The sequence below is a fragment of the Maribacter sp. BPC-D8 genome (genome assembly GCF_035207705.1).
Classification (GTDB): domain Bacteria; phylum Bacteroidota; class Bacteroidia; order Flavobacteriales; family Flavobacteriaceae; genus Maribacter.
Genome location: NZ_CP128187.1, coordinates 1,922,804 through 1,948,786, shown reverse-complemented (window position 1 = coordinate 1,948,786; position 25,983 = coordinate 1,922,804). Strand labels below are relative to the sequence as shown.

The 25,983-nt window shown below is 34.2% G+C and carries 13 protein-coding genes; 3 read left to right on the top strand and 10 right to left on the bottom strand.

Translation table 11 applies throughout. The features are described from left to right. Positions 1 to 144: 144 nt before the first annotated feature. Both QSV08_RS08710 and QSV08_RS08705 read left to right on the top strand, forming a co-directional pair. Entirely contained in the window at positions 145 to 858 is a 714-nt protein-coding gene (locus QSV08_RS08710; RefSeq protein ID WP_324028004.1) for a prolyl oligopeptidase family serine peptidase, read from the top strand. A 13-nt stretch (positions 859 to 871) separates the two neighbouring features. Further along, complete coding sequence (locus tag QSV08_RS08705) at positions 872 to 2,080, top strand: multiheme c-type cytochrome (RefSeq protein WP_324028003.1); 1,209 nt, start codon at positions 872 to 874, stop codon at positions 2,078 to 2,080. A gap of 88 nt (positions 2,081 to 2,168) precedes the next feature. Here QSV08_RS08705 and QSV08_RS08700 read toward each other — a convergent pair whose 3' ends face one another. The 10 genes from QSV08_RS08700 to tsaD all read right to left on the bottom strand — a co-directional run bounded on the left by QSV08_RS08700 (position 2,169) and on the right by tsaD (position 21,357). Next, on the bottom strand, positions 2,169 to 3,929 hold the full coding sequence (locus QSV08_RS08700) for a RagB/SusD family nutrient uptake outer membrane protein (RefSeq protein WP_324028002.1): 1,761 nt from the start codon (positions 3,927 to 3,929) through the stop codon (positions 2,169 to 2,171). Positions 3,930 to 3,954: 25 nt separating this feature from the next. Continuing rightward, entirely contained in the window at positions 3,955 to 7,254 is a 3,300-nt protein-coding gene (locus QSV08_RS08695; protein ID WP_324028001.1) for a SusC/RagA family TonB-linked outer membrane protein, read from the bottom strand. Positions 7,255 to 7,642: 388 nt separating this feature from the next. Next, positions 7,643 to 10,978, bottom strand: a complete 3,336-nt coding sequence (locus QSV08_RS08690) for a VCBS repeat-containing protein (RefSeq protein WP_324028000.1) — start codon at positions 10,976 to 10,978, stop codon at positions 7,643 to 7,645. Between the two features lie 357 nt (positions 10,979 to 11,335). Then, a complete protein-coding gene (locus QSV08_RS08685; RefSeq protein ID WP_324027999.1) occupies positions 11,336 to 13,024 on the bottom strand; it encodes a RagB/SusD family nutrient uptake outer membrane protein in 1,689 nt (562 codons plus the stop codon). A gap of 4 nt (positions 13,025 to 13,028) precedes the next feature. Next, entirely contained in the window at positions 13,029 to 16,196 is a 3,168-nt protein-coding gene (locus tag QSV08_RS08680; RefSeq protein WP_324027998.1) for a SusC/RagA family TonB-linked outer membrane protein, read from the bottom strand. Positions 16,197 to 16,593: 397 nt separating this feature from the next. After that, a complete protein-coding gene (locus tag QSV08_RS08675; protein WP_324027997.1) occupies positions 16,594 to 17,784 on the bottom strand; it encodes a class I SAM-dependent methyltransferase in 1,191 nt (396 codons plus the stop codon). Between the two features lie 6 nt (positions 17,785 to 17,790). Next, positions 17,791 to 18,891, bottom strand: coding sequence for an AI-2E family transporter (locus QSV08_RS08670; protein WP_324027996.1), 1,101 nt, complete (start codon positions 18,889 to 18,891; stop codon positions 17,791 to 17,793). A gap of 3 nt (positions 18,892 to 18,894) precedes the next feature. Then, on the bottom strand, positions 18,895 to 19,545 hold the full coding sequence (locus tag QSV08_RS08665; protein ID WP_324027995.1) for a DUF4159 domain-containing protein: 651 nt from the start codon (positions 19,543 to 19,545) through the stop codon (positions 18,895 to 18,897). Between the two features lie 58 nt (positions 19,546 to 19,603). After that, entirely contained in the window at positions 19,604 to 20,311 is a 708-nt protein-coding gene (locus QSV08_RS08660; RefSeq protein ID WP_324027994.1) for a 16S rRNA (uracil(1498)-N(3))-methyltransferase, read from the bottom strand. A 17-nt stretch (positions 20,312 to 20,328) separates the two neighbouring features. Next, positions 20,329 to 21,357: a tRNA (adenosine(37)-N6)-threonylcarbamoyltransferase complex transferase subunit TsaD gene (gene tsaD / locus QSV08_RS08655; protein ID WP_324027993.1), complete on the bottom strand. Its 1,029-nt coding sequence runs from the start codon at positions 21,355 to 21,357 to the stop codon at positions 20,329 to 20,331. A gap of 104 nt (positions 21,358 to 21,461) precedes the next feature. Between tsaD and QSV08_RS08650 the strand changes: the two genes are divergently transcribed. Further along, positions 21,462 to 25,871, top strand: coding sequence for a translocation/assembly module TamB domain-containing protein (locus QSV08_RS08650; protein WP_324027992.1), 4,410 nt, complete (start codon positions 21,462 to 21,464; stop codon positions 25,869 to 25,871). Positions 25,872 to 25,983: the final 112 nt, after the last annotated feature.

Genomic DNA, 25,983 nt, shown 5'->3' with positions numbered 1-25,983 from the left:
CTCTTTTTTTGTTTTGAAAAATTATAAATAAGTTTTTGAAATCTTATTCGTCTAACGTTTCGAACACAAATGGACCTAAAACCACTTTTACTTCAAAAGAGCTTGTTTTTAAGGTACATTTGATAGAAAATTTTGCATTCACAGATGAGGTTAATTTTATATATTATTTTACTGGTTATTTTTCAAAGTTGTGCATCTCAGGCAAAACCTATTCTGATAGATTCAGAAATGGAAACGAATGTAAAAGAGAATCTAGCCTATTACTTGTATTACCCAGAAGATTACGAGGAGGAGCCTGAAAAAGATTTTCCGATATTATTATTTTTACATGGTGGTGGCGAATCGGGCGATAGTTTGGTTACGGTGAAAAGAAACGGTCCGCCAAAACTAATAGTGCAGGGTAAGAAGTTTCCGTTTTTAATATTGGCTCCGCAGAACCCGAATGCCAAAAAATGGTGGAATACGAGGGCGGTAAAGCAATTGCTAGACTCCATTGTAGATAATAATAGAATCGATAAACGTAGAATTTATTTAACCGGATTAAGTAGAGGCGGCGGAGCAGCATGGGAATTAGCAGTACAGTACCCTGATACTTTTGCAGCCATGGCAGTAGTTTGCGGTATGGCACCTTTACCTTATGCCTCGTGGATTAATCGCGAAATGCCAATTTGGGTTTTTCATGGCGAGAAAGATAAATCAATTCCGTTTTCCGAATCTGAAAATATGGTAGCTAAATTAAAAGAAATGGGCTACGAGGTCATATTTACCAGATACCCTAATGTAGGTCATAGTGCCTGGATCAAGGCATACGAAACAGAAGCTTTGTATGATTGGTTTATGAATCAGGAATTAGACTAATAATTGATTGAAAATGAATAATAAGAAGAATTTAAAGATTATTGTGTTCATAATTTTTGGATTGTTCTTAGTTTATGGATTTTGGTATTTTAAAAATGCTATCGAAATCTCATCGTATTTAGAACCAGATGTTATAGCTACACATTATAATGGTTCCAATTTTGTAGGGTCTGAAACCTGCTTAGAATGTCATGAAAACATTTATAAATCACATTTAGAAACAGCACATTTCAACACTTCATCTAAGTCTAAAAAAGATCATATTAAAGGACGGTTTACTGAAGGCTTGAACGAGCTTGATTTAATGAGTGTTCGTCTGAAAATGATAGAGGAAGAAGGTGATTACTACCAACTTTCGAACATTAAGTATAAAACAAAAGAAGTAGTAAAATCAAAAATCGAGATTGTTATTGGTTCAGGGGTTAAAGGGCAAAGCCATCTTCAATGGAAAGGGAATGATTTATATCAATTACAAGCTTCTTATTTTCAACCCACAGACTCGTGGGTCAATAGTCCTAATTTTCCCGAAAACGCATTAAGTAGAAAGGTAGATGATAATTGTCTAAAATGTCATGTAACCTTTGCGGAGCCTAAACAGGAATCTAACGTAAGTAAATCTTATGATAGAGAAAGAATAATGTTAGGTATTGATTGTGAACGTTGTCACGGACCTTCTGAGAAACATGTGCAATTCCACAGATCTAATCCTGATGCTTTAATTGGTAAGTTTGTTGATAATTATAAGGAATATTCACGGCAACAACGTTTAGATGCTTGTGCGGTATGTCACTCTGGTTTACAGGGACAGCAGATAAAAGGTAATCCATTTTCCTTCATTGCAGGAGACACCTTGTCTTTGTATTCTAAAAATTATAGAAATGCAAATTCAAATACGAAATTAGATGTTCATGGAAATCAAATGGGATTATTGAGTGAAAGTTCGTGTTTTGTAAACTCATCGAAAATGGATTGTATAACGTGCCATAGTCCTCATGAAAATCAGAGAGGAAATGCTGATGTGTTTAATGCTAAATGTTTGTCGTGCCATGATGTTGAAACGGTAAATAATGTAGCTGAAGGTCAAGAACATAATGTTTCTCAAAATTGTATTACTTGTCATATGCCACTAGTACCTTCTGAAGTTATGAAGTTAAAGTTAGAAGATGGAATGAATGAAATACCCGTCTATATTAGAACGCATCTTATTGGTATTTATAAATGATTATAAAAGTATTTTAAAATATAAAGAGTGGTTAAAACTGTTTTAACCACTCTTTATGCAACTAACAATTAACAATGCTATTTATTCTTTAATAAGCTGGATCTTGTGTTAATGTAGGTTGTCCATCAATAGCTGATCTGTCAATAGCTTCAATAGGAATAGGAAAGAACTCATTTTTACCTTCTACAAATGACCTGCCTTGTAAATAACTTCTTTGTTGAGATTCACTAGCTATATAAGCGTTAAGTGTTTCTGCAGCGATGCCCCAACGTTGAAGATCAAATAAACGGTGTCCTTCTAAAGCAAATTCTAAACGAGTTTCGAATCGTACTGCTTTTCTTGCTGTTGCAGGATCTGTCCATGCATCGTCATACGTTGCTATATCGTAATTAGCAGCAGGTGTTCCTTCAAGAATTGTAAAATCATTACGTTCTGCACCTTGTGTAGCACTCGGTACAAAACCAGCAGGGTTTGCAGCTCTTGTTCTTATTTCATTTACTAAGGTTCTAGCTCGCTCTAAATCACCTAATTCAACTTCAGCTTCTGCTAACCATAAATAAATCATATCTAACCTCATGATTCTATAGTTGTTGGCTGAAAGGTTACCCCAGCCACCTTGACCAAAAGCTTCTGGCTCTGCTACATGCTTCATTGAAAAGAAAGGACCGGCGTAGGTTAAATCACGTACAAAATCGGTTTGGTAAATTTTAAAACCTTTGTATAAAATACCTGGTCTACCAACAGAATGATCCAATCTTGGATCTAATGTGCCGGCATACGTAGATAATGTGGTAGTTTCATCAGTTTCAAATGGAACGTTAGAATCATTAAAAGTGTCTAACATTGGTAATCCATCTTCAGTTTTATAAGCATTTACTAAGTTCTGCGAAGCCTGGTAGAACCCACAACATCCCCAAGGGTCAGTATATGGATGAGCTAATCCAATACCTCTATTAGAAGCGCCATCTGCAGCACTACTAATTGCATACTGTACTTCAAAAATAGATTCTGTATTGTTACGTGTTCCAACTTTGAAATTATCTTCAAACTTATCCATTAATATAAATGGACCATTATCAATAATGTCATCTAGAAGAACCTTTGCTTCGCCTAATTTCGTTGTATTTGCATTACCAGCAGCATCCCACCCTTGGTACATTTTAGCTTTAGCTAAAAATGCTTTAGCAGCCCATTTTGTTGGTCTACCAACATCACTTTGTGTAGTTGGTAACACTGCTATCGCAGCCTCAAAATCAGCTTCAATTAATGGCCATATTTCTCGGTCATTAGGAATTTTGGTGCTTTCCAGATCATTTAATTGAAAATTTGTGTCATCAACATACACTGGCGACCTCCACATTTTTCTTGCTTCAAAATGAAATAATCCTCTTAGAAACCTAGCTTCGGCAATTACTTGAGCTCTTCTTTCATCAGATATACCATCTTCAACAGCTGCAAGTGTAGTTAATGTAATATTGGCATTTGCTACGCCTTTGTATAATCCTCTCCATTTATCACGAATGTGAACATTAAATGATTGAAAATCATAAGCTTCTATAAATGATTGTTCTGGTTGATCCCCAGCATCTGTACCTTTTAAGGCATCATCAGAAGCTATATTGAACACCCAACTATGAATATCATTATGCCATGTCTGTCCTTCAAGGCCACCACCTGGTACCATATTATATGTACCAATAAGTAAGTTTTCTACACCGTCAGGTGTTGCTACATCTGCCTCACTAAATTGACCTTCGGGTTGTCTGTCTAAAAACTCATCACTACATGCAACAACAAAAAGAAGTGCTGTAATTAATGAGGATATATAAATCCAATTTCTTTTTTTCATGATATATTTTATTAGCATTTTCAAATTATTTTAAAGTTACATTTAAGCCTAAAGTGAATGTACGTGCTACTGGTAAACCACCACCATCATAACCTAACGTAAGGTTTCTTCTTGAATCATCAGTGTTACTTAATTGTACTTCTGGGTTAAGCCCTGTGTATTTAGTAAACGTAGCCAAGTTTTGACCTTGAACATAAATATTAGCATTAGCAATACCGCCAATTGATTCCAATAAGTTTTGATCAAAATTATAAGTAAGCTGTATGTTTTTTAAACGGAAAAAAGAAGCATCTTCTATGAAGTATGATGAAGGACGACTACTAACAGCATCATTACGATCCATTATTGGAGTAGTGGCATTCGGATTTGCTGCTACCCAAGTTGAAGGGTCTGATTGCGGATTTGTTGGTTGCCATGCATCATAAAGTGCTCTTGTTGATTTATTACCTTGAAAGGTGTTGAAATCTGCAAAATAACGAGTGTAATTAAATACATCATTACCTTGTGACCCATTACCGAATACATTAAGCGCTAAATTTTTATAAGTAAGATTTATATTTATGCCGTATGTGAAATCTGGGTGAGGTGTACCTATTACTGTACGGTCATCATCGTTTATTTCACCGTCATTATTTACATCGGCAATTTTAAATTTACCAGGCGCGTTGTAATCTCCATAAGGAGCCCAAGCGTCTGCTTCTGCCTGAGTTTGAAAAAGACCTAAGGTCTTAAACCCGTAAAAAGAAGAAACTGGTAAACCTTCTTGCGTAATTGATAAAGCAGGAATTCTTTCACTTCGTCCAAAAATTCGAATGTTCTCACCACCTAATTCAGTTACTTCATTATCATAAGTTGACCAGTTTACATTTACACTATACCCAAAATCACCCTTATCGTCACTATAACCTAATCCTAAATCAAGGCCTTTATTCACTAATTCACCAACATTAAATGATGGTACAGTTGCTTGACCTGCAGTATACGTTGGTGGAACTTCAATTAACATGTCAGCTGTTGTACGGCTATAAATATCCAAGTTGAAATTCACTTTACTATCGAACATAACGGCATCTATACCAAAATTGCCTTGCGTTGTAGTTTCCCATTTAGCATCTGGGTTACCGAAGGCTTGAGTGGAGAATCCTATAGTTGGTGAGCCTGTGCTGCCATCTATTGGATAACCGCCTGTGCCAATATCGGAACGAAAGGTAGTATAGGCATTATAATCTCCAATTTGTTGGTTGCCAGTTTGTCCCCAACCATATCTAAGTTTTAAGTCATCTATCCATTCAACACCATCCATAAAGCTCTCATCAGATACTCTCCAGCCTAAACTAAATGCTGGGAAAACAGCACTATTTGCTGCTTGTTGAAATCTAGAAGAAGAGTCATTTCTTAAAGTTACTTGTGCTAAGTATTTACCATCGTAATCATAGTTTAATTTTCCAAATTGTGACCATAAAGAATAATCTTGCCATACATAACCACGGTTACTTGAAGTGGTTGCATCTCCTAAGTCTAAATAACTTATAATATTATTAGTTTCAAATTTGAAACGTTGACGAGATGCTTCAAAACGCTCCTCAAATTGTTGAATAGATTCAACCCCAACATAGGCAGCGAAATTATGCTTTTCATTAAATGTTTTAGAATAATTTACCGTATTGGTCCATGTCCATTGATATTCGTATTGCTCACGAGCTGTAGAACTATTGATGAAATTACCTTCTACATATTCTGGTTGTGGTCTTTCTATATCTCTATTTCTTTCCACTCTACTATCTAAACCAAAACTAGAACGAACACTAATGTTAGGTGTAATGTCATAATTTGCAAAAACATTCCCTAATAAACGTAATCCATAAGTACGATCGTCCTGGTTTCTAGATAAGCTTGCAAAAGGGTTGTAATTGTTACCCAAGTTAGCACCTCTACTTCCTGCAAAGTTACCGGCAATATCATAAATTGGTAAAAGTGGATGATGTTTATATGATCCCTGTACAGGACCTTGTTCATCAAAATTGTTTACAACACCTTTTTTGTTTTCAAAAGAAGCGGTAAAATTTTCACCCAAAGTTAATTTTTGACTTAAAGCTTTAAATTCTGTATTTGCTCTAATAGATACTCTATTGTAATCAGAAAACTTAATAATTTCAGATTGCTCAAAATAATTTAAACTAAAAGCATAACGGGCATTTTCAGTAGCACCTGAGGCAGAAAGATTATGACTCATTATTGGAGCAGAGCGTGTAATAGCATCCCACCAATTTGTATCTGCCGATTCTGTGATTGCATAGATGTTTTCTGGAGTTAATGAATATAAATTTGGGTCGGTACCTACATCACCTGCACTTGCTCCACTCGGGAAAACGAAATCAGGAATAGTTACTTCGCCATTTGGTCCATAACTATATTGACCATGGCTTGGTGTTACACCAGCATATAAATCGGCTAAATATAAATATTTACCTAAATCTGCTGCATTTAAAGCGTCAACATCTTCAGCGGCAGATTGAATTCCATAAAAAGTATTATAGGTAATTTGTGGCTTACCCATTTTACCTTTTTTTGTGGTAATGATAATTACCCCATTTGCAGCTCTTGAACCGTAAATAGATGCGGCAGAGGCATCTTTTAAAACCTGTAATGATTCTATATCATTTGGGTTAAGGTTAGATTGCGTCTGAGAAGGAACTCCGTCGATAATATATAACGGGTCATTGTTGCCTAAGGTACCAAAACCTCTAATACGCACAGTAGCTTCGCCACCAGCTCTTGCATCATTAACAATGTTTACACCTGCAGCTCTACCTTGAAGTTGTTGGGCGAACGTTGTTGCCGGTATAGCTAAAAGGTCTTCTGTGTCAACGACACTAACTGCCCCTGTCAAGTCTTTTTTCGCCTGAGTACCATACCCGGTAACTACAACTTCATCCAATTTACTCGCATCTTCTTGAAGAGTAACACTAATAGTTGTTTGATTGTCAACTGCAATTTCCATGGTTTTATAACCAATGTAGCTAATCACTAATGTAGCATTGCTTGGAGCATCAATAGTGTAATTTCCGTCAAAATCGGTTTGGGTACCATTAGTTGTTCCTTTTACAAGTACACTAGCACCTGGTAATGGACCCATTTCGTCTGAAACCGTTCCTGTGACGGTATTTTGAACAATTGTTAATTTAACTTCCTTCGAAGTTGTTAATTTTTCATTTGCTACGATTTCTTGCGTGCAAATACAAGCTAAAATCAGTAGAAACCCATGGCTTAGGAATGATGATTTTCCTTTGGATTTCACTAATTTAAAATCTAGTTTTTGATTCATAATAAGTGGTTGTTAAGTTAATTGTTGAATTATCATCAATTCTTAATGTGTGTTAAGAATTGCATAATATTTATATAATATTAGTTAATATTATATCAAATAACCAGTGATACTGCTTATTTTTTGAGAAAAATACACTTATGGCTTCGCGGATGTTATTTATCGTTTTGTAAGTGTCGTCTGTCGTAATGATTGGATGTTTCTTATTGCTTTTTTAGCACTAATTAAGTGCTTAAAGCTTACAAATAGAGAGAGTTATGTTAATGTTGTTGCATTTTTAATCATAAGCCAAGTGTTTTTATAGCTCAGGATGAGTTTTTTTATAAACAAAAATCGGCTGACATATTTCTTAAATATGTCAGCCGATTTCTTTAAAGTAATACAAGTTTTAGTTCTTCTGAAATACCCTTACGGAATCTCTGTTCTGAGTAACAATAAAGTATGGTCGGTCTTCTTGATTACTATTTACCTTTATGATGCTTTTGGCATCACCGGGAACTAGAAATCCACTTTCAATGGTATTAATGGTTTTGTAATCACCTTTGCCATCATTCTCTAATAATAAGCCGTTGAAAGCCTCATATCGTCCTATGAAGACTTCATTTCCAAAATCATTACCTACCAACAATATATCTTCATTGCCGTCATTGTTATAATCTAATGTCGTAATTCCATTAATTGGAGCAACTTGTGCTTCTATTGGTAATGCATTGTATTTAAATGTACCATCGCCCATGTTTTCTAAAATTATACTTTTATCGAAATTGCCAATAAGTTTTGTTGATCCTTGTAATTCTTCATCGTTAAATAAACTTGAGATGGTTGCTTTAGAGTATTCTTTAAAAGTGCTGAATTTGCCTCTAAATAGTGGACTTTGACCATTTAAATCTCCCCAAAAGTTTACTGGAAATGATTTGTATGTAGGATTGTCAAAGCTCTCTTTAAAATAAGCGAACATGACAGGGTCAATAGTACCGTTGTTATCAAAATCTTTTGCTATTACGGTAACTGGTCTTTCTGATGATGGTTGATAGAAGTTGTTCATACCCAAGTTACCTACTATAAAATCAATGTCACCATCATTGTCTATGTCAGTTTTTACAATACTTTCCCACCAACCAGAAAGTTCTTCAACTCCTGTTTTTTCTAATTTATCGATACTAGTTCTATTGTTTTTGAAAATAGTGATAGGCATAAATTCACCAACAATAATCAAGTCATCATTTCCGTCTAAATCAATATCTGCCCAAACTGCATCGGTAACCATACCTAGGTTTCTTAATTCTGGAGTAATACTATCTGTCACATCTTTTAATATGCCGTTTTCGTTTTTTAGTAAGAAGCTTTTTTCCGCAGTGGGATATTTTGAATAAGGGGTTCTGCCACCAACGAAGAGGTCGACGAAACCGTCTTTGTCAAAATCTGAGATGGAGACAACTGATGCACTTGCCTTAACCACTGGCATTTTATCGATTGAAACCGTAAAGTTTCCTTTACCATCATTCAGTAATAATCGATCTGTATAGTGAATGCTTTCTAAGTCAAATTCATTACTACCAGAAACTAAGTACATATCTAAATCGCCATCATTTTCCAAATCGAATAAAGCAATACTTTCCTCTTCATACATTTTATTTTCTTCATCGCTAAATAATGTCTTTTGCTTGAAGTTACCTTCTTTGTCTTGAAAAAATAATTGAGGAGACATACCTGAAGAACTGCCAATAATAAAATCTTCTATACCATCGCCGTTAAGATCTCCGGTAGCTATAACAGGACCATTTTGTGTAAGTTTATGTGGTATAGTTCGTTGTATATTATAATCTACAATATCTTTTTCTTCGTGTAAATAGTTTATACCAATAGCATTTGAAACCTCTTTGAAAATTGGTGCTACATCTTTTGCGACAAATGGAAAATTTAAATCTTCTGAAACGATAGAATTTGCATCCTCGTATTTTATGGTTAACCTTTGGTTACTTTCAACGTTCTCTAATTTTTGAAACTTGTAATCTGCCCAAAGTACTTCAACAGATGCTATTTGCTTTTTATCACCTAGTCCAAAATGCGCTATATCTTCCACGGTAGACATATAGCCCCTATACGTATGGTGTTCTTGGTATTGAAAAGTACCGTCTTTAAATTTTATTGCAATTTTTGCTCCTGTCTTTAGCGATTTTAAAGAAGTATCTAATAACTCTATACTTAGGTAATTATGTTGACCATCTTTTTGATCCGTATTGTTTTGAAAAATAAGAGCTTCGTCGTTTATGTTATTTACGATATAATCTAAATCACCATCGTTATCTAGATCAGCAAATGCTGCACCATTGGAGAAAGAGGGAATGCCTATTCCCCATTCTTCGCTCGCATCTGTAAACTGGTTGTTTTTGTTATTCTTATAGGCGTAATTAGGAATCTTTATTTTAGGAATAGAGTCTAAAATTTGTGCGGGACTTAGGTATCTACTTACGTTAAATTTGAAATCACCAAAATCTAAGTCGGTAATGTCTCTTGGAAATCCATTTGTAATTAATATATCTTGATAGCCATCGTTATCCATATCAGCAAATAGGGGAGACCAGCTCCAATCTGTTTTTGATACGCCTGCCATTAAACCAATTTCACTAAACGGTACATTGTTTCCATTGCCTTTCTGCAGCATGTTTCTGGTGTGCTGGTATTCATAATCAAAACGGTCATTTAAGATATACTCGGTGTACTTGTTTCCTGATAAAGTAGTTTTTAACCTCTCGTTGGTTTCCCCAAGCATATCTAAAGTGATGATATCTAAATAGCCATCATTATTGAAATCAGATATATCATTACCCATAGAGAACTTACTTTGGTGTTTCGTGTTCTCTTTTATCTTATTTGAAAAGGTACCATCTTGATTGTTTATATATAGAATGTCATTAGATAGGTAGTCATTACTTACGTAGATATCTGACCATCCATCGTAATTTAAATCGGCAATAGAAAGTCCTAAACCATAACCTTCTATAGTTATGCCAGCTTCTATGGTGACATCTGTAAAAGTACCGTCGCCATTGTTTTTATATAATTTATCATTGCTCAACGCAGAGCCATTAGTAATTTTCTTTCTGAAGTTAGAAGGTAAAACATGAATGTCAACATTGTTTAAAACATATAAATCTAAAAGCCCATCTTTATTATAATCAAAAAAAGATGCTCCCATACTATTGGCTGATTCTTCAACTCCAAATTCACTAGCCTTATCTATAAATGTGGGTATGTTATTTTTATTTAAACCCTGATTTATGTATAAAATGTTTTTCTTTTCTTCAGCACTGTCTAGCATGGCAGAACATACATAAATGTCTAAAAAACCGTCGTTATTTATATCTGCCAGAGCAACACCGGTATTCCATTTATTTAGTGCTTCTATACCAGATTCTTTAGAGACATCTTTAAATTTGAAATTACCTTGATTTAAGTATAACTTATTAGATACTTGGTTTCCACTAAAAAATATATCGGGCATATTGTCATTATTGAAATCGCCAATTGCAACACCACCACCATTAAATATGTATTCACTGGTTAATATGTTGAAACTGTCAGTTTCAACAATTTTATTGTTAAAATCAATTCCTGATTCAGAAGCAGAGACCACTTTAAAAAGTGAGGTAGATTCTTTTTGATTACATGAAAAAATACTGATTGTAAGTAATGTAATTGTTATGACCGAAAAGATTCGCATAATCGGGTTTTTAGTGCTATTTACTAGAGAAGAAGTATTCAATTTGTCGTGAGTTTGTTGAAAAGAAAATAATGTGATAAAGTGTCTTATGTTCGCAAATGTTGATTTGCATTTTTGCAGTACCAAAATAGTGTTTTTGTACTGAATATCACAAGTAGTTGTGTACTTACTTAAAGATTTAACTAGTTTGTTTTTATGAAAATGTTACAGTCTAACTAGTAATAGATTCTGTTATAATTTACTATTTAGTTTATTGATTACTATAGAATTTGTGTTTCTGCTTTATTTGAGTTTTATTCAAAAAAAAAGCAGGACATTGCAAAATGTCCTGCTTTTAATTAATAATAATTCTATTGACTAGAATCCGTCATTTTGTTGTAAAATTCCACCACTTAAATCGATAGCAGTTAAAGGAATAGGCAATACATTATGTTTTGCTTCAACAGTTTTAGCTTTAGTAGCAAAGTTAGGTATTGTACGACTTTCATTTGCAATGTATTCGTTCATTACACTTGCGGCGTTACCCCATCTTCTAAGGTCAAACAAACGGTGACCTTCCATACTAAGCTCTAAACGACGCTCATGACGAACAGCCTTTCTAGCGAAGTCTTGACTAGCGAAAGATGTATAAGGCTCTATGGCATAGTTAGCAGCATCGGCATCACCAGCTTCATTTTGAATATAAGTCATGTTCTTAGCTCTGTTACGAACTAAGTTTGTCCATGTTAAAGCAGATGCTAAGTCATTAGTTTCAGCAGCAGCTTCAGCTCCCATTAATAAAACATCAGCATAACGAATTATGTGATAGTTGATACCTGCGTGTTGCTCACCCCATGCACCTGTACCTTGATTGTCGGTATCGCCTGATTGGTAAACATTTTTAGCTGGTAAATAAGGACCTGAAATATCTGAGAAAGTTGCACGAATCCAAGAATGACCAGGGAAAGTACCATAACGGTTATAATCAATACCTCTTCTACCTACTGTATAATCTAATCTTGGATCTAAAGGACCTGTATGTGTTGTAAATGCATCTGCATCTTCAAGACCATAATCATTTGCTACATCAGTATCATTAAAAGTATCCAATAAAGGAAGACCTGATCCATCAGTTTGAAATGCATTAACTAAATCTTGAGATGGTTGGTAAAAACCACAGCAAGAACCAAATGGACCTGGATTAGGGAAGTTTAATACTCCACCGATATTTCCATTTAAAGACTGACCATCATCTGCAGTAAATTGAATTGCAAAAATTGCTTCAGAACTGTTTTCTCCAGCACTTTCCCAATTCGCTACAAATTCAGGATTTAAAGCATAAGGACCATCATTAATTACTTCTTCGAATAAATCAAAAGCAGGAGCCCACTCAGACTGTTGTAAATGAACTTTACCTAAATACGCTTTAGCAGCCCAAGAAGTTGGTCTACCTGATTGCGCTTGAGTTGCAGGTAAGTTATCAATAGCAAATTGAAAGTCAGCTTCTATTTGATCCCAGATAGGACCAGAGTTCGGCTGATTAAATTCTGTATTTGCATAGTTTTCTTCAGAGATGTAAGGTACATTTCCGTAGATTCTTTGCAATTCAAAATTGAAATGACCACGTAAAAAACGAGCTTCAGCAAGTTTACCTGTTAAATCAGCATCTTCTATTGTTGCAATTAATGCTATAACGGCATTTGAACGATTGATACCAGCAAAAGTTGACGACCATTTTCCTAATATATAAGGGTTGGCTGTTGTCCAATTGTAGGTCTCCATTTCAAAAAGTTCAGCTTGATCACCATCGGTACTACCTTTGTGTGCATCATCAGCTAAAACGTCAAACCACCAGTTGTCTCCACTTGCAGCAAAACCATTTCCTGCTAAGTTATTACGTATACCATCTAATGTTGAATAGGCTCCAATTAAAAGTAATTCTACACCATCTTCATTTTGTACTGCGGCATCACTAAGAGCACCAATAGCGGGCTGCTCTGTAAAGTCATCACTACAGGCGCTCATAGCTGCGAATAGTGAGAATAAATAAATTAATTTCTTTTTCATTTTTTTACAATTTTAAATTAAATCCAAGTGTAAGAATTCTAGATTGTGGAACAACCTGACTATCTACACCTATTGTTAGGTTATTACCAGTTACTGAAGAAATGATTTCAGGATCAAATCCATCATATCCAGTAAGGGTAAGTAAGTTTGTGCCTTGTAAGTAAACTCTGAAAGAATCTAAACCAATTGTGTTGGCAATTTTATCAGAGAAAGCATAACCTAATTGTATGTTTTTAAGACGTAAGTAAGAGCCATCTTCAACAAAGTATGAATTTGGTTGTGTTTCACTATTTTGTATAGTATTACTTAATGCTGGTAAAGTAGCATTAGTGTTTGTAGGTGTCCAAGAATCTAATACTCTTACACTACGGTTACCATCTACGAAAGTTGGAAAATCTGTAAAGATTTTAGTGTAGTTGTAAATATCGTTTCCTTGTGATCCTTGCAAGAACAATGACAGATCAAAAGATTTATAACCTAGGTTAAAGTTAAGTCCGTAAGTGAAATCTGGGTGTGGAGAACCAATAAAAGTTCTGTCATCATCATCGATTACATTATCTTCATTAACATCTCTATATTCAAATCTACCTGCATCTGTAAAGCCAATAACTTCTCTACCATAAAAAGTTGAAATAGCTTCGCCAACTTGAGTTCTAGAAACTGCACCACCACGGTAGCTTTCATCACCAACTTGAAACTCGCTAATCCAATCGGTTACTTCGTTTTTGTAGTGAGAGAAGTTTACATCAACACCATATTTAAAGCCAGATGTTGTTTCATCTTTATAACGTAGCGTAACATCAAAACCAGTGTTTTCTACATTACCTGCATTTACGAAAGGTGCACCAGCATCAATAGCAGTAGTACTTATCAAGCTATTATCTTGAGTAATTAAATCTTTAGTTTTTATTTTGAACCATTCAAAATCAACATTTAACTTATCGTTGAAAAAACCTAATTCAACACCTGCGTTGATTGCTTCACTGGTTTCCCATTTTAAATTTGGGTTACCTACAGAAGATAAAATAGCGCCTGTTGCTATAGAGTTACCGTCAATTGCATAATTTGCAAGACCTTCATTAAGAGAAGAGATGTTAATAGTAGGGTTACTTGCCGGTAAAGATTGATTACCTAATTGACCCCATGAACCTTTGAATTTAAACCAACTTAAAGCTGAATCAGAAGAAATAAAATCTTCTTTACTAACTACCCAACCTGCGCTAACAGACGGGAAAGTTGCGCTTTTGTTATCTCCTGTGAAACGAGAAGAAGTATCATTACGTAATGTACCTGTAACAAAATACTTGTCGCCATAAGAGTATGTTGCCGAACCAAACAATGAATATAATGATGTTTTAAAATCATATGCACCATCAACATTAGGTGTACCGCTACCGTTATTCAATAAGTAAAAATCTGGTGTTTCGAACAAGAAACCATTACGGCTAATTGTTTTTCCTTTACCACCATCTTCCACAGATTCTATACCTACTAATGCGTCAATTTTACTGTTGTTGAACGTTTTTTTGTAGTTCAATGTATTGGTAAAAGTCCAAGAATAACCATCTTGATTCGTTTCTCTTAGCGTATTGGTACCTAATGGCTCACTATGCTCTGGGTCTAATGCAGTAAAACTACGTGTGTTAAAAGAGTTGATAGTACCACCAACTGTTGTTTTAAAAGTAAGACCGTCCATTAATTGAGCAGATAAATAAACATCACCTAAAATTCTAATAGTCTTGTTGAAGTTGTCACTTTGTCTACCTAATTGTGCTAATGGGCTTCTAGAGTTACCAGTACCTTGGGCACCTGTACCTGCATAATTACCGTTGTCGTCATATAATGGTATTAGCGGGCTACTTCTAACAGCTTCTTCGTATTGTGCACCGTTACCTCCTTTAGAATTGCTGTAAGCAGTACTAAAGTGCTCTCCAATACGTATTTTATCACCTATTTTAAATTCAGAATTTAAACGAATTTGTCCAATTTTATATTCTGTGTTTAAAAGGTTACCTGGGTTGTTCAAGTAGTTTGCAGAAAGAGAATACTTGCTGTTCTCTTCACCGTTTGCTACAGAAAATGCAACGCTTTGAATAATTGCAGTTCTTGTAATAGCATCAATCCAATCTGTGCCATTTGGGTTTACTGTAGCTGAAGCAGGACCTCTAGTAATTGGGTCGTAAGAAACTACTCTTGTATATCCATTTAAAGAAGAAGGAACAACTGCAGATGATCCATTACCATATTGCGGGTGGTCAAAAGCTGTACCGTCGTTAGCAGAACTTTGAAACAACACATCACCTAATTGTTGTGCATTTAAAAGCTCAGGAACATTTGCTACAGAAGAAAATCCAGTATATGTATCAACAGATACAATAGGTTTATCCATATTGTAACCACCACCTTTGGTTGTGATAATTACTACCCCGTTAGATGCTCTTGCACCATATATAGCTGCAGCACCATCTTTTAAAACGTTCATTTGATCAATGTCGTTCGGGTTAATACTGTTTAAAACAAATGGATCATCTGTTTGTAGACCATCTATAATAAACAATGGGTTGGTGTTGTTACTTGTACCAAAACCACGAATGTTTATTTTTGGTGGGCTACCTGGTGTTGCATTTTGTACTACAGTTACACCACTTACACGACCTTGTAATGCTGAAGCAGCATTTACAACCGGTGCTTTTGTTGCTTCAGATACATCTACAGATGCTACTGAACCAGTTAAATCACCTCTTGTTTGTGTAGAGTACCCTAATACAATAACTTCATCAAGAGCGGCAGCATCTTCAGCTAAAGTTGCATTAACGCTAGATTGACCATTTACTGCAATTTGTGTGCTTTTAAATCCTATATAGCTAAATACTAATGTAGCACCATCAGATACATTTAAGCTATAGTTACCATCGAAATCTGTTTGTGTACCATTAGTAGTACCTTTTTCTACGACATTAGCACCAGGTAATGGTTGGCCAGTGTCATCAAGAACGGTTCCTGTAATAGTAGATTGAAGTGTTTTTACTTCAACTTCGTTTGAAGTACTTGTGTTTTCATTTGCTTGGGCCAATTGGGCACTTAAGCAAACAAGCATTGATAAAACTCCAGTCTTAATAAAGGAAGACCTTTTTTTGGATTTCATCAACGTGTAATCACGTTTTTGATTCATAATCGTTGTTGTTTGTTAGTTTAAATTAAATGTATTGAAATTGACCCTTTAAAATTTTTAGTTGCAGTGTTTAAATGTTAAAAAAATCAAAATCAGGTATAATAATAGCACTTTTCCTTTAAATATGAATAATTCAACAACGTTAATTTTCGAAGGTCATAAAACCATTTGGGGGTATTGTTATTGTAATAATCTGTATTAATAGGTGTAAATAATGGGATATCAATAATTTAGCTATAGATAAATTTGGAATTTTACACGTTAAATTTTTAACATTTTCATTTTAATATGTAGATAAAAATTACGTTAAAAGGTAATTTACAACGTTGTAGTTTTGCAATTATAGCTATTTTAAATAAGTGTTAAATGTTATGAATTTGAAGCTATTTTTTATCTTCTAATGATCTTGAAAGATCTGTAAACAGGAAATTACGACTAAATTTTGCTCCATATCTGTAGTGCAAAAAAGATAGTTTTCTCCACCATCTTTAATTCCCAATTTCTTTCTGATTTTAATCACCGAATCCGGGAAATTTCTTGTGGTGATATTTGCCTTAATTATACCTTCTTTTTTTAATGATTTTTTAGAATAATCATAAACGCCTTTTACTTTGAATATTCGACCAGGAAATGAAATAAATTCATCTGAGGTGTATAAGTGAGAATTGGACTGTATTTTTTTAAGATCTAAACGTTCTCCTAATAATTTGAATGCTCCAGATTTTAAAATCGCTGCATTTGGTTCATAAATGTAATTAAGTGGCTTTGAATATTGCGCGTCGGTAATCTGCTCTTCACTTAAATGGAATTGAAATTCTTGTAATGTCTTTGCTTTATAATTTAATGTTTTGATTAATGGTTCACCTTCATAATCTTTCTCAATCAACCAAAGAATTTCTTTTACATCATTATTGACAGCTACAATATGAATTTCTTTTACATGCGACAATTCTTTCAATCCACTTTTAAGGTCTAGTAACGGACCGGTTTTAATAAGTAGGTTTGATGCCTTTGATAGTAAAAGGTCCATGTTGCTAACAACATTTGGCTCGCAGTCAGATAAGTAATAGACCTTTTTGTTATCCTTATCTCTTCTTGAAGGGTCAATATATATCCAATCTATAGGCTTGTTGGTTTTTTTAAGGAATTCTAATCCGTTAGTAGCAATACATTCTATATTGGCAGCGTCTAGTTGTTTAAAGTTATGCTGTGCAATTATTGATAAATTCTCATTTTTATCAATATGAATAACTTGCTTCATTTTCTTGCTAAAAGCAAAAGAGTCTACACCGAACCCAGCGGTTAAATCAATAATCTTAGTACCATGAACTAATGTGGTTTTATAGTTCGCTGTAATTTCTGAAGAGGTTTGCGAAAGATTTAATTTGTTAGGGTAGTAGATGTTATCTGTACCAAACCAAGTAGGTAATTTCGCTTTCGCTTTCAATTTCGATTCTATTTGCTCAACTAGTTCTTTTGAAGAAACATGGAGGAATCTTGATTTAGATAAAAGTATTTTATGAATATCAATATTTAAATTATCATTGATAAACTCTTGTACATCGTTAACTAGTATTTCAGAATTCACGAATGCCTAGAGATTATGGGTCAAAGATTTCACAATTTGATTATCAGATAGAAATTCCTTCAGAATAACCTTAATAGCGGTATACCCAGGTACGGCGACAATCATACCTACGGTGCCAAATAATAATCCGGCAATAATAATCACTAAGAAGATTTCTAAGGGATGAGATTTTACACTATTTGAAAATATAAATGGTTGAGAGAAAAAGTTGTCTACCAGCTGACCAATTAATAATCCTATGAATACATATCCTGTTTTTGGTAGTATTACCTCGCTAAAATCTGAACCCAAATTACTAGTCATGGTTAGTGTCAACATAATTACGCCACCAATTATTGGACCTATATATGGTATAATGTTGAATAGTGCGCAAAGAAATGCGATTACTACAGCATTTTCAATACCTACGACTAGTAAAACTATGGTGTAAATGACGAAGAGAATAAATATTTGAAGTAGCAACCCAACAAAGTATCGTGATAATAGTCCATTAATTTTGCCAATAGAATTTGTGGTGCCTTTCTTTTTATCTATTGGAATAAATATCAATAAACCGTGCTCAAACAATTTACTATCTTTTAAGAAGAAAAAGGATATGAAAAGAACGGAAAACAAGCCGATACTTGCTGTACTTAAAACATTTAAAAAGGAATTTAAAAAGTTAGGTATAAAGCCAATATCTAGTCCTTGTAAAATATTTTTTTCTAAACCAGCATCGTCAATGACATCTTCTACAATGTGAGAAGAAAGCCCCAAATAATTAGTAATTTGATGATATAATGTATTTAGACTTGTCTGTAACTCATCAATGTCGAGTAGCGACAAGTTTTTGCCTTGCTCTGATAATAATGGAATGAATAAGGCAATAATACCTACCAATAATCCAACCATTAAAATCATTGTAATGATTACCGCAAGTATATTAGGTAGTTTAAGTCGTAATCTAAAAAAACGGACTAAAGGGCTACCGATTAATGCGGTGACGGCTGCAATTGCTAAATAAGCTATAACAGATTGTATCGTATATAGAAAATAAAGTAAAAGTGCGATGCCAATTAATACACCTATAGCTCTTAATATACCTTGTGAGATGGTTTTTGAGGTCATTGATTAATTTTTAAAAACGTAGGTTATAATATTTGCGCCCATTTGTAAAGCTTTTTCTCTAACCTCTGCGGTATCGTTATGTACTGTAGGGTCTTCCCAGCCATCGCCTAAATCTGATTCTGAGGTAAATAGCAAGACTATTCTGTTATTGTGTGATATGGCAAATGCTTGTGGCCGTTGCCCATCATGTTCGTGTATTTTTGGTAATCCCTTTGGGAAGGTATACTTGTTTGAGAAAATAGGATGTTCAGAACCCAATTCCTCTAATTCTGTATTGGGGAAAAGCCTTTTGATTTCTCTGGTAATATAGGGCTTCATGCCATAATTGTCGTCAATATGTAAAAAGCCTCCAGATAAAAGATAGGTTCTTAAGTTTTCTAGGTCTTCATCTGAAAATACCACGTTGCCATGCCCTGTCATATGTAAGAAGGGATATTGAAAAATAGCGCTGCTACCAACTTCTACAGTTTCAGGTTTGCTGTCAATGGTTGTGTCGATATTATTATTACAGTATTTGATTAAGTTGGGCAATGCAGTAGGGTTGGCATACCAATCGCCACCACCTTGATATTTTAAAATAGCTATTTCTTGGGCATTGATAGACCAGCCAAAAAACAATATAAAAAAGAGAAAGGCAGGAATGATTTTTTTCATATTCAAATCTACAAAAAATAGGTTGTGATTAGTTGAAGCTGTTTTTTTAGAGATTCTATTACCCGTTATTAATTGTCGCAATTATAGTGCATGCGACAATTGCTGCTGTTTCGGTTCTTAATCTTGTTTTACCCATGGCAACTGGTGCATAGCCTTTTTGCATGGCATTTTTAATTTCTTCAGGAGAAAAATCACCTTCAGGGCCAATTAATATAGTAACATCTTTATCTGCCGCGACTCTTCTTTTTAGTTCATGGCGCTCTGTGTCTTCGCAATGTGCAATAAATTGAAGTTCAGATACAGGTTTCTCTAAAAACTCAGAGATGCTTATGGGTTCGTTTAGTTTTGGCAAATATGTTTGTAGCGATTGCTTCATGGCAGACTCTAGTACACGTTGCATACGTTCTAGTTTTAATACTTTGCGTTCTGATCTTTCACAAATTATAGGTGTTATTTCATCAACACCTATTTCGGTAGCTTTTTCTAAAAACCACTCAAAGCGATCATTCATTTTTGTTGGTGCCACTGCTATATGTAACCAATGAGATTTTGGATGTGTTTTTTTGGAGGATATAAGTTCAACCTCACATTTTTTTATATTGTCACTAATTATTTTAGCTTCAAATAAGTAACCACTGCCATTGGTAATAAATAATTCGTCGCCAATTTTTTTTCTCAAAACCTTAACAATATGCTTACTTTCATTACTATCGAAAGTGAAAGTACTGTCAGTGTCTTTAATATCAGGATTGTAAAATAATTGCATGTGGTTTATTTTAATGACTATGATATAACGTATCTGGCTTTAGCCGTAACATCTTGTTGAGAGAATTGTTCGTTCTTGTATTTCTGATATCCTACAATACCAATCATAGCAGCATTATCTGTACAGTATTCAAATTTGGGTATGTAGGTTTTCCATCCGTATTTTGCTTGGGCTTCGGTCAAAACCTTTCGAATACCAGAGTTTGCAGACACGCCGCCGCCAATGGCAATTTCTTTTATGCCAGTTTGCTTTACTGCTTTTTTTAGTTTTTTCATCAGTATCGTAATAATGGTATATTGTATAGATGCGCAGATATCTTCTAGATTGTTCTTAATAAAATCAGGATTCTCTTTCATTTGTCGCTGAATGAAATAGAGTATGTTCGTTTTTAATCCGCTGAAACTAAAATCTAAATCTTTTACATTCGGTATGGTGAATTCAAATTTGCGAGGGTCACCAGTTGTTGCATATTTGTCAATTAAAGGTCCGCCAGGGTAGGGCAGCCCTAAAATTTTTGCACTCTTGTCAAATGCTTCCCCTACGGCATCATCTAAAGTTTGTCCAATAATCTTCATGTCAAAGAAATCGTTCACTTGAACAATTTGTGTATGACCTCCACTTATGGTTAAAGCTAAAAACGGAAATGACGGTGTCTTCATAGTTTCGTCATCTATAAAATGAGCTAAAATATGGGCTTTCATGTGGTTAACTTCAATAAGCGGTATCTGTAAGCCTAATGATAATGATTTTGCAAATGATGTACCTACCAGTAAAGAACCCATTAGTCCAGGTCCGCGTGTAAATGCTATGGCTGATAATTGTTTTTTATCGATATTTGCTTTAGCTATGGCTTGATGAACAACGGGCACTATATTTTGTTGGTGTGCTCTTGATGCAAGTTCTGGTACAACCCCTCCATATTCTTTATGAATAGCCTGGGTGGCGACAACATTACTGAGCACTTTATCGTTCATTAAAACTGCCGCAGAAGTGTCATCACAAGAAGATTCTATAGCAAGTATATAAATTGTATCGTGTTCCGACATATTTGGAATAAAATTTGAATAACAAAGGTAAAACATAAAGACCTATCAAAAAACTGAGAAAAATATTGGTTCGAACATTATTGGTGCTTTTGCTGATATGTGTTTTGGGTACTATCATTTTTTCATTGCCAGTGGTACAGACCTTACTGGCACAGTTTGCTACGAAAAAAATTAACGATCAATACGGTACACATATTAATATTGAGCGCTTAAAGGTTTCGTTGATTTCTTGGAATACCGGTTTGGAAGGTGTCTTTATCGAAGACTACAAACAAGATACTTTATTCTATGTCAATGAGCTTAAAACATCCATTTTAAGTATCAATAATTTGGTGCAGGGTAACTTAGAGTTTGGCGATATTTCGGTTGATAAATTAAACTTCAAGCTAAAGACTTATTTCGGAGAAACGAATACCAATCTTGAGGTTTTTGTAGATAAACTTGATGATGGCAAACCTCGGGCACCAGGTACACCACCCTTTAGGCTTTCTTCTTCGTATGTAGATATTGAAAATAGTAGGTTCAAGTATATTGATGAAAATTTAAATAATACTACTATTTTAAATTTTGATAGTTTAAATATTGGTGCAGCCGATTTTTTAATTCTTGGTCCAGAGGTTTCTACAGATATACAAGAGATGTCTTTTTATAGTAATCGAGGATTAAAAGTAGAAAAGCTAGCCACAAATTTTAAGTACACGAAGCAGCAAATGCGTTTCGATTCTTTGAAAATAAAAACACCGCTTTCTGCTTTAGATGGTAATCTCGTATTTAATTATAATCGTGAAGATTTTAAGGATTTTTTAAATAAAGTAAATGTTGTTGCAGAATTTAAGGAATCTTTAGTCGCTTTTGACGAGGTTAATTTGCTGTATAATGAATTTGGAAAAGGAAAAGAAGTAACCTTCAATGCTAACGTTAACGGGGTTTTAAATGATTTAAATACAGATGATCTTTTCTTGTTTTCTGATGATACCGGTATACGTGGCGATTTTAATTTCAAGAACTTATTTAGCAAACAAAAGCCCTTCAGTTTAAATGCTGAAATGAAAAATGTTACTAGTAGTTACTACCAATTAAATGCTTTGTTGCCTAATTTAATCGGTAAATCTTTGCCATCTTCTTTTAGTAAATTGGGTCAATTTACTATTCGTGGTAATGCCTTTATTACTAATTCTTCGGTAGATGCGAAAGTAAATTTAAATACTGCCGTAGGTAGTAGCTATGCCGATATCGTTTTAAGTGATTTTAATAATATTGATAATGCAACCTATAAAGGATTCATTTCTTTAATTGATTTTGATTTAGGTGATTTTACCGAGAATAAAAATCTGGGTAAAACAACTTTAGATTTTAATGTCGAGGGTAAGGGTTTTGTAAAAGAGAAACTGAATACAGAGGTTATAGGTCAAATATATTCTATTGAATTTAATAACTATAATTATCAAGATTTAAAAGTTTCGGGTTTAATTAAAGATCAATTGTTCGATGGCTCTTTGATTAGTAATGACGAGAATTTTAAATTTAACTTTAAGGGTCTTGCGAATGTAGCCGAGACTAGAAATAATTTCAATTTTATTGCCTCTGTAGATTATGCCGATCTAAAGAAATTGAATATCATAAATGATAGCGTTTCTATTTTTAAAGGAAATGTTAGTATGGATATTACAGGTACCACCTTAGATAATATCGTTGGTGATATAAACTTTACACAAACGAGCTATCAAAATGTAAACGACACCTATTATTTCGAAGATTTTGCGGTGACCTCTAATTTTGGAGAAGATCGTGAACGTACAATTAATATAAACTCCCCAGATATTATTACCGGTTTTATGAAGGGTAATTTTAAAGTACGAGAATTGGGTAAACTTGTGCAGAACTCTTTGGGTAGTATTTATACAAATTACAGGCCTTTTCAAATTTCTGACGGTCAAAATCTTTCCTTCAATTTTAAAATTTATAATAAGATCGTAGATGTATTTTTTCCTGAAGTTCGGTTTGATCCTAATACTTTTATAAAGGGTAATATTGTTGCAGACGAAGGTGATTTTAAATTAAATTTTGAATCTCCAAGTATTGAGGCATTTGGTACGGCTGCCGATAATATCGAAGTTAGAATAGATAATAAGAATCCGCTGTTTAATACATTCGTTTCTGTGGGTGAGTTAGATACGCCGTATTATAATTTTAAAGACTTCAACCTGATTAATACGACATTAAAAGATACGCTGTTCTTTAGGTCAGAATTTAAAGGCGGAAGCGATTTTAATGATTCTTATAACTTGAATTTCTACCACACTTTTAATAAGGATAATAAATCGGTTATTGGTCTTAAAACGTCTGATGTCAATTTTAAAGGCAACAAATGGGTGTTGAATAAAGATGGCGATACCAAGAATAAGGTTATACTAAACAGGGCTTTAGATAGTATTACAATTCAAGAAATTGTAATGAATAATGAAGAAAAAGAACAAATACGGCTTAAAGGGCAGTTGGCAGATTCTACATACAAGGATCTTCAGCTTCAGTTCAAAATTGTATCCTTAGATAAAATAACGCCGGTAATTGATAGCCTTAAGTTGCAAGGAGAAGTTAATGGTACTTTAAACGTGCTTCAAAAAGACGGAATCTATTTACCATCATCGAACTTGAATATAGAAAAGTTTGGAATTAATAATATACCCTTAGGAGATTTAGCAATTAATATTATTGGGAATAAAGATTTGTCTGAGTTTCAGGTTAACTCTCAATTGTCTGATAATAATGTTGAAAAATTTAGTGTAGTTGGTAGTATAGAAAATAAGGGCGAAATACCAAAAGCAAACCTAATAGCTAATTTCAGCAACTTTGGTTTAGAGCCGTTCAGTCCGTTAGGTGAGGGGGTAATAGATAATATACGAGGCGATATTGATGGTAGGGTCAAGATAGAGGGCAATGTAGATAACCCGAGTTTTAATGGTCTGCTGACTTTAGATAATGCAGGTATTGCAGTGCCTTATTTAAATGTTGATTACGGTTTCGCTCCACGTTCGCGGGTAATTCTTAAAGATCAGACTTTTGATTTTGAAAATATAGCATTAGAAGACGTTGCAAAGGGAACGCGGGCAAATTTAGATGGTACTATAACACATAGTTTCTTTAAAGATTGGGTTTTAGATTTAAATGTTGATACCAAGAAAGACAAATTTTTAATTCTGAATACAGAGTTTAAGGAGGGGGAATTGTACTACGGTACAGGTTATTTAAATGGTACAGGTCGTATTTACGGACCTACAACTGCTTTGAATATAACTGTTGACGGGTCTACGGCAAAAGGTACTTCATTGAAAATACCTTTAAGTGATGTAGCTAGTGTGGGTGATTACTCCTTCATTAATTTTGTAGAAAAAAAGGATAAGCAAAGAATTGAAAGTCAACGGCAATTAAAAGATTATCAAGGGTTGGAGTTAGAGTTCAATTTAGATATCACACCCGATGCCGAGGTTGAAATTGTAACTGATACCAAAACAGGAAGTTCTTTAAAGGGTACTGGAGTAGGTATTATTTTAATACAGATCAATACCAATGGTAAGTTTGAAATGTATGGTGATTATGTTGTAGTTACAGGAGACTTTAATTATAAGTTCGGCGGAATAATTGATAAAAGGTTTAAGGTAAAACCGGGTGGAACTATAAATTGGGATCAAAAGCCATTAGAGGCAATCTTGAATATGGAAGCGGTGTACTCTTTAAATGCCAATCCTGCTCCATTACTTGAAGATGCCGGATTTACACGTAGAATACCAACAGATGTTATTATTAGTTTAACAGGAGAATTACAAAGTCCAGATATTGATTTTGGAATCGAATTCCCTGGTACGAGCTCTATAGTTAAGTCAGAATTAGAATATACTTTACAGGATCCAACGGTTGAAGAGAAGAATGCCATATTCTTATTAGCACAAGGTACTTTTGTGAATTCACAAAGTGGTATAAACCAACAGGCGATAACCGGTAACTTGGTTCAAAGTGCATCGAGTATTTTAAACTCAATTCTAAGTGGAGGTAATGATAAGTTTAATCTAGGTCTTTCTTATGAGCAAGGTATACTTGATCGATCGGCAGATATAGAAACTGATGATAGAATAGGGGTTACGGTATCTACGCAAATATCAGATAGAATACTATTTAATGGTAAAGTAGGTGTACCGGTAGGTGCTTCTAGCGAGACATTGGTAGCAGGTGATTTTGAAATACAGGTATTATTAAACGAAGAAGGTACTTTAAGTGCTAATTTCTTTAGTAGACAAAGTGAAATACAGGCATATTTGTCTGATCAACAAGGCTCTACTCAAGGGGCTGGTATATCTTACGAAGTAGATTTTAATAATTTCAAAGAACTTTTTCAAAAAATATTGGCCACTAAGCCAGTTGAAAAAGAAGAACCTGTAAAAGAAATCGAAAACCCATCTTCTGTCATGGGTAATGATAGCTTAATCCGTTTTTACGATAAGCCAAAATCATTAAATTAATAGTTGAATACTTTTCTTTTTGTGAATAAATAACAAAATTTAAGAATTTGATTGTTAATCTGTTACAACGAAATCCTTTTCGTTGATTTTTTCTTAAAATGCGACTGACTTT

Coding starts and splice junctions, on each gene's coding strand:
- QSV08_RS08710 (WP_324028004.1), top strand. CDS start 145: ATGAGGTTAATTTTATATATTATTTTACTGGTTATTTTTCAAAGTTGT.
- QSV08_RS08705 (WP_324028003.1), top strand. CDS start 872: ATGAATAATAAGAAGAATTTAAAGATTATTGTGTTCATAATTTTTGGA.
- QSV08_RS08700 (WP_324028002.1), bottom strand. CDS start 3,929: ATGAAAAAAAGAAATTGGATTTATATATCCTCATTAATTACAGCACTT.
- QSV08_RS08695 (WP_324028001.1), bottom strand. CDS start 7,254: ATGAATCAAAAACTAGATTTTAAATTAGTGAAATCCAAAGGAAAATCA.
- QSV08_RS08690 (WP_324028000.1), bottom strand. CDS start 10,978: ATGCGAATCTTTTCGGTCATAACAATTACATTACTTACAATCAGTATT.
- QSV08_RS08685 (WP_324027999.1), bottom strand. CDS start 13,024: ATGAAAAAGAAATTAATTTATTTATTCTCACTATTCGCAGCTATGAGC.
- QSV08_RS08680 (WP_324027998.1), bottom strand. CDS start 16,196: ATGAATCAAAAACGTGATTACACGTTGATGAAATCCAAAAAAAGGTCT.
- QSV08_RS08670 (WP_324027996.1), bottom strand. CDS start 18,891: ATGACCTCAAAAACCATCTCACAAGGTATATTAAGAGCTATAGGTGTA.
- QSV08_RS08665 (WP_324027995.1), bottom strand. CDS start 19,545: ATGAAAAAAATCATTCCTGCCTTTCTCTTTTTTATATTGTTTTTTGGC.
- QSV08_RS08660 (WP_324027994.1), bottom strand. CDS start 20,311: ATGCAATTATTTTACAATCCTGATATTAAAGACACTGACAGTACTTTC.
- tsaD (WP_324027993.1), bottom strand. CDS start 21,357: ATGTCGGAACACGATACAATTTATATACTTGCTATAGAATCTTCTTGT.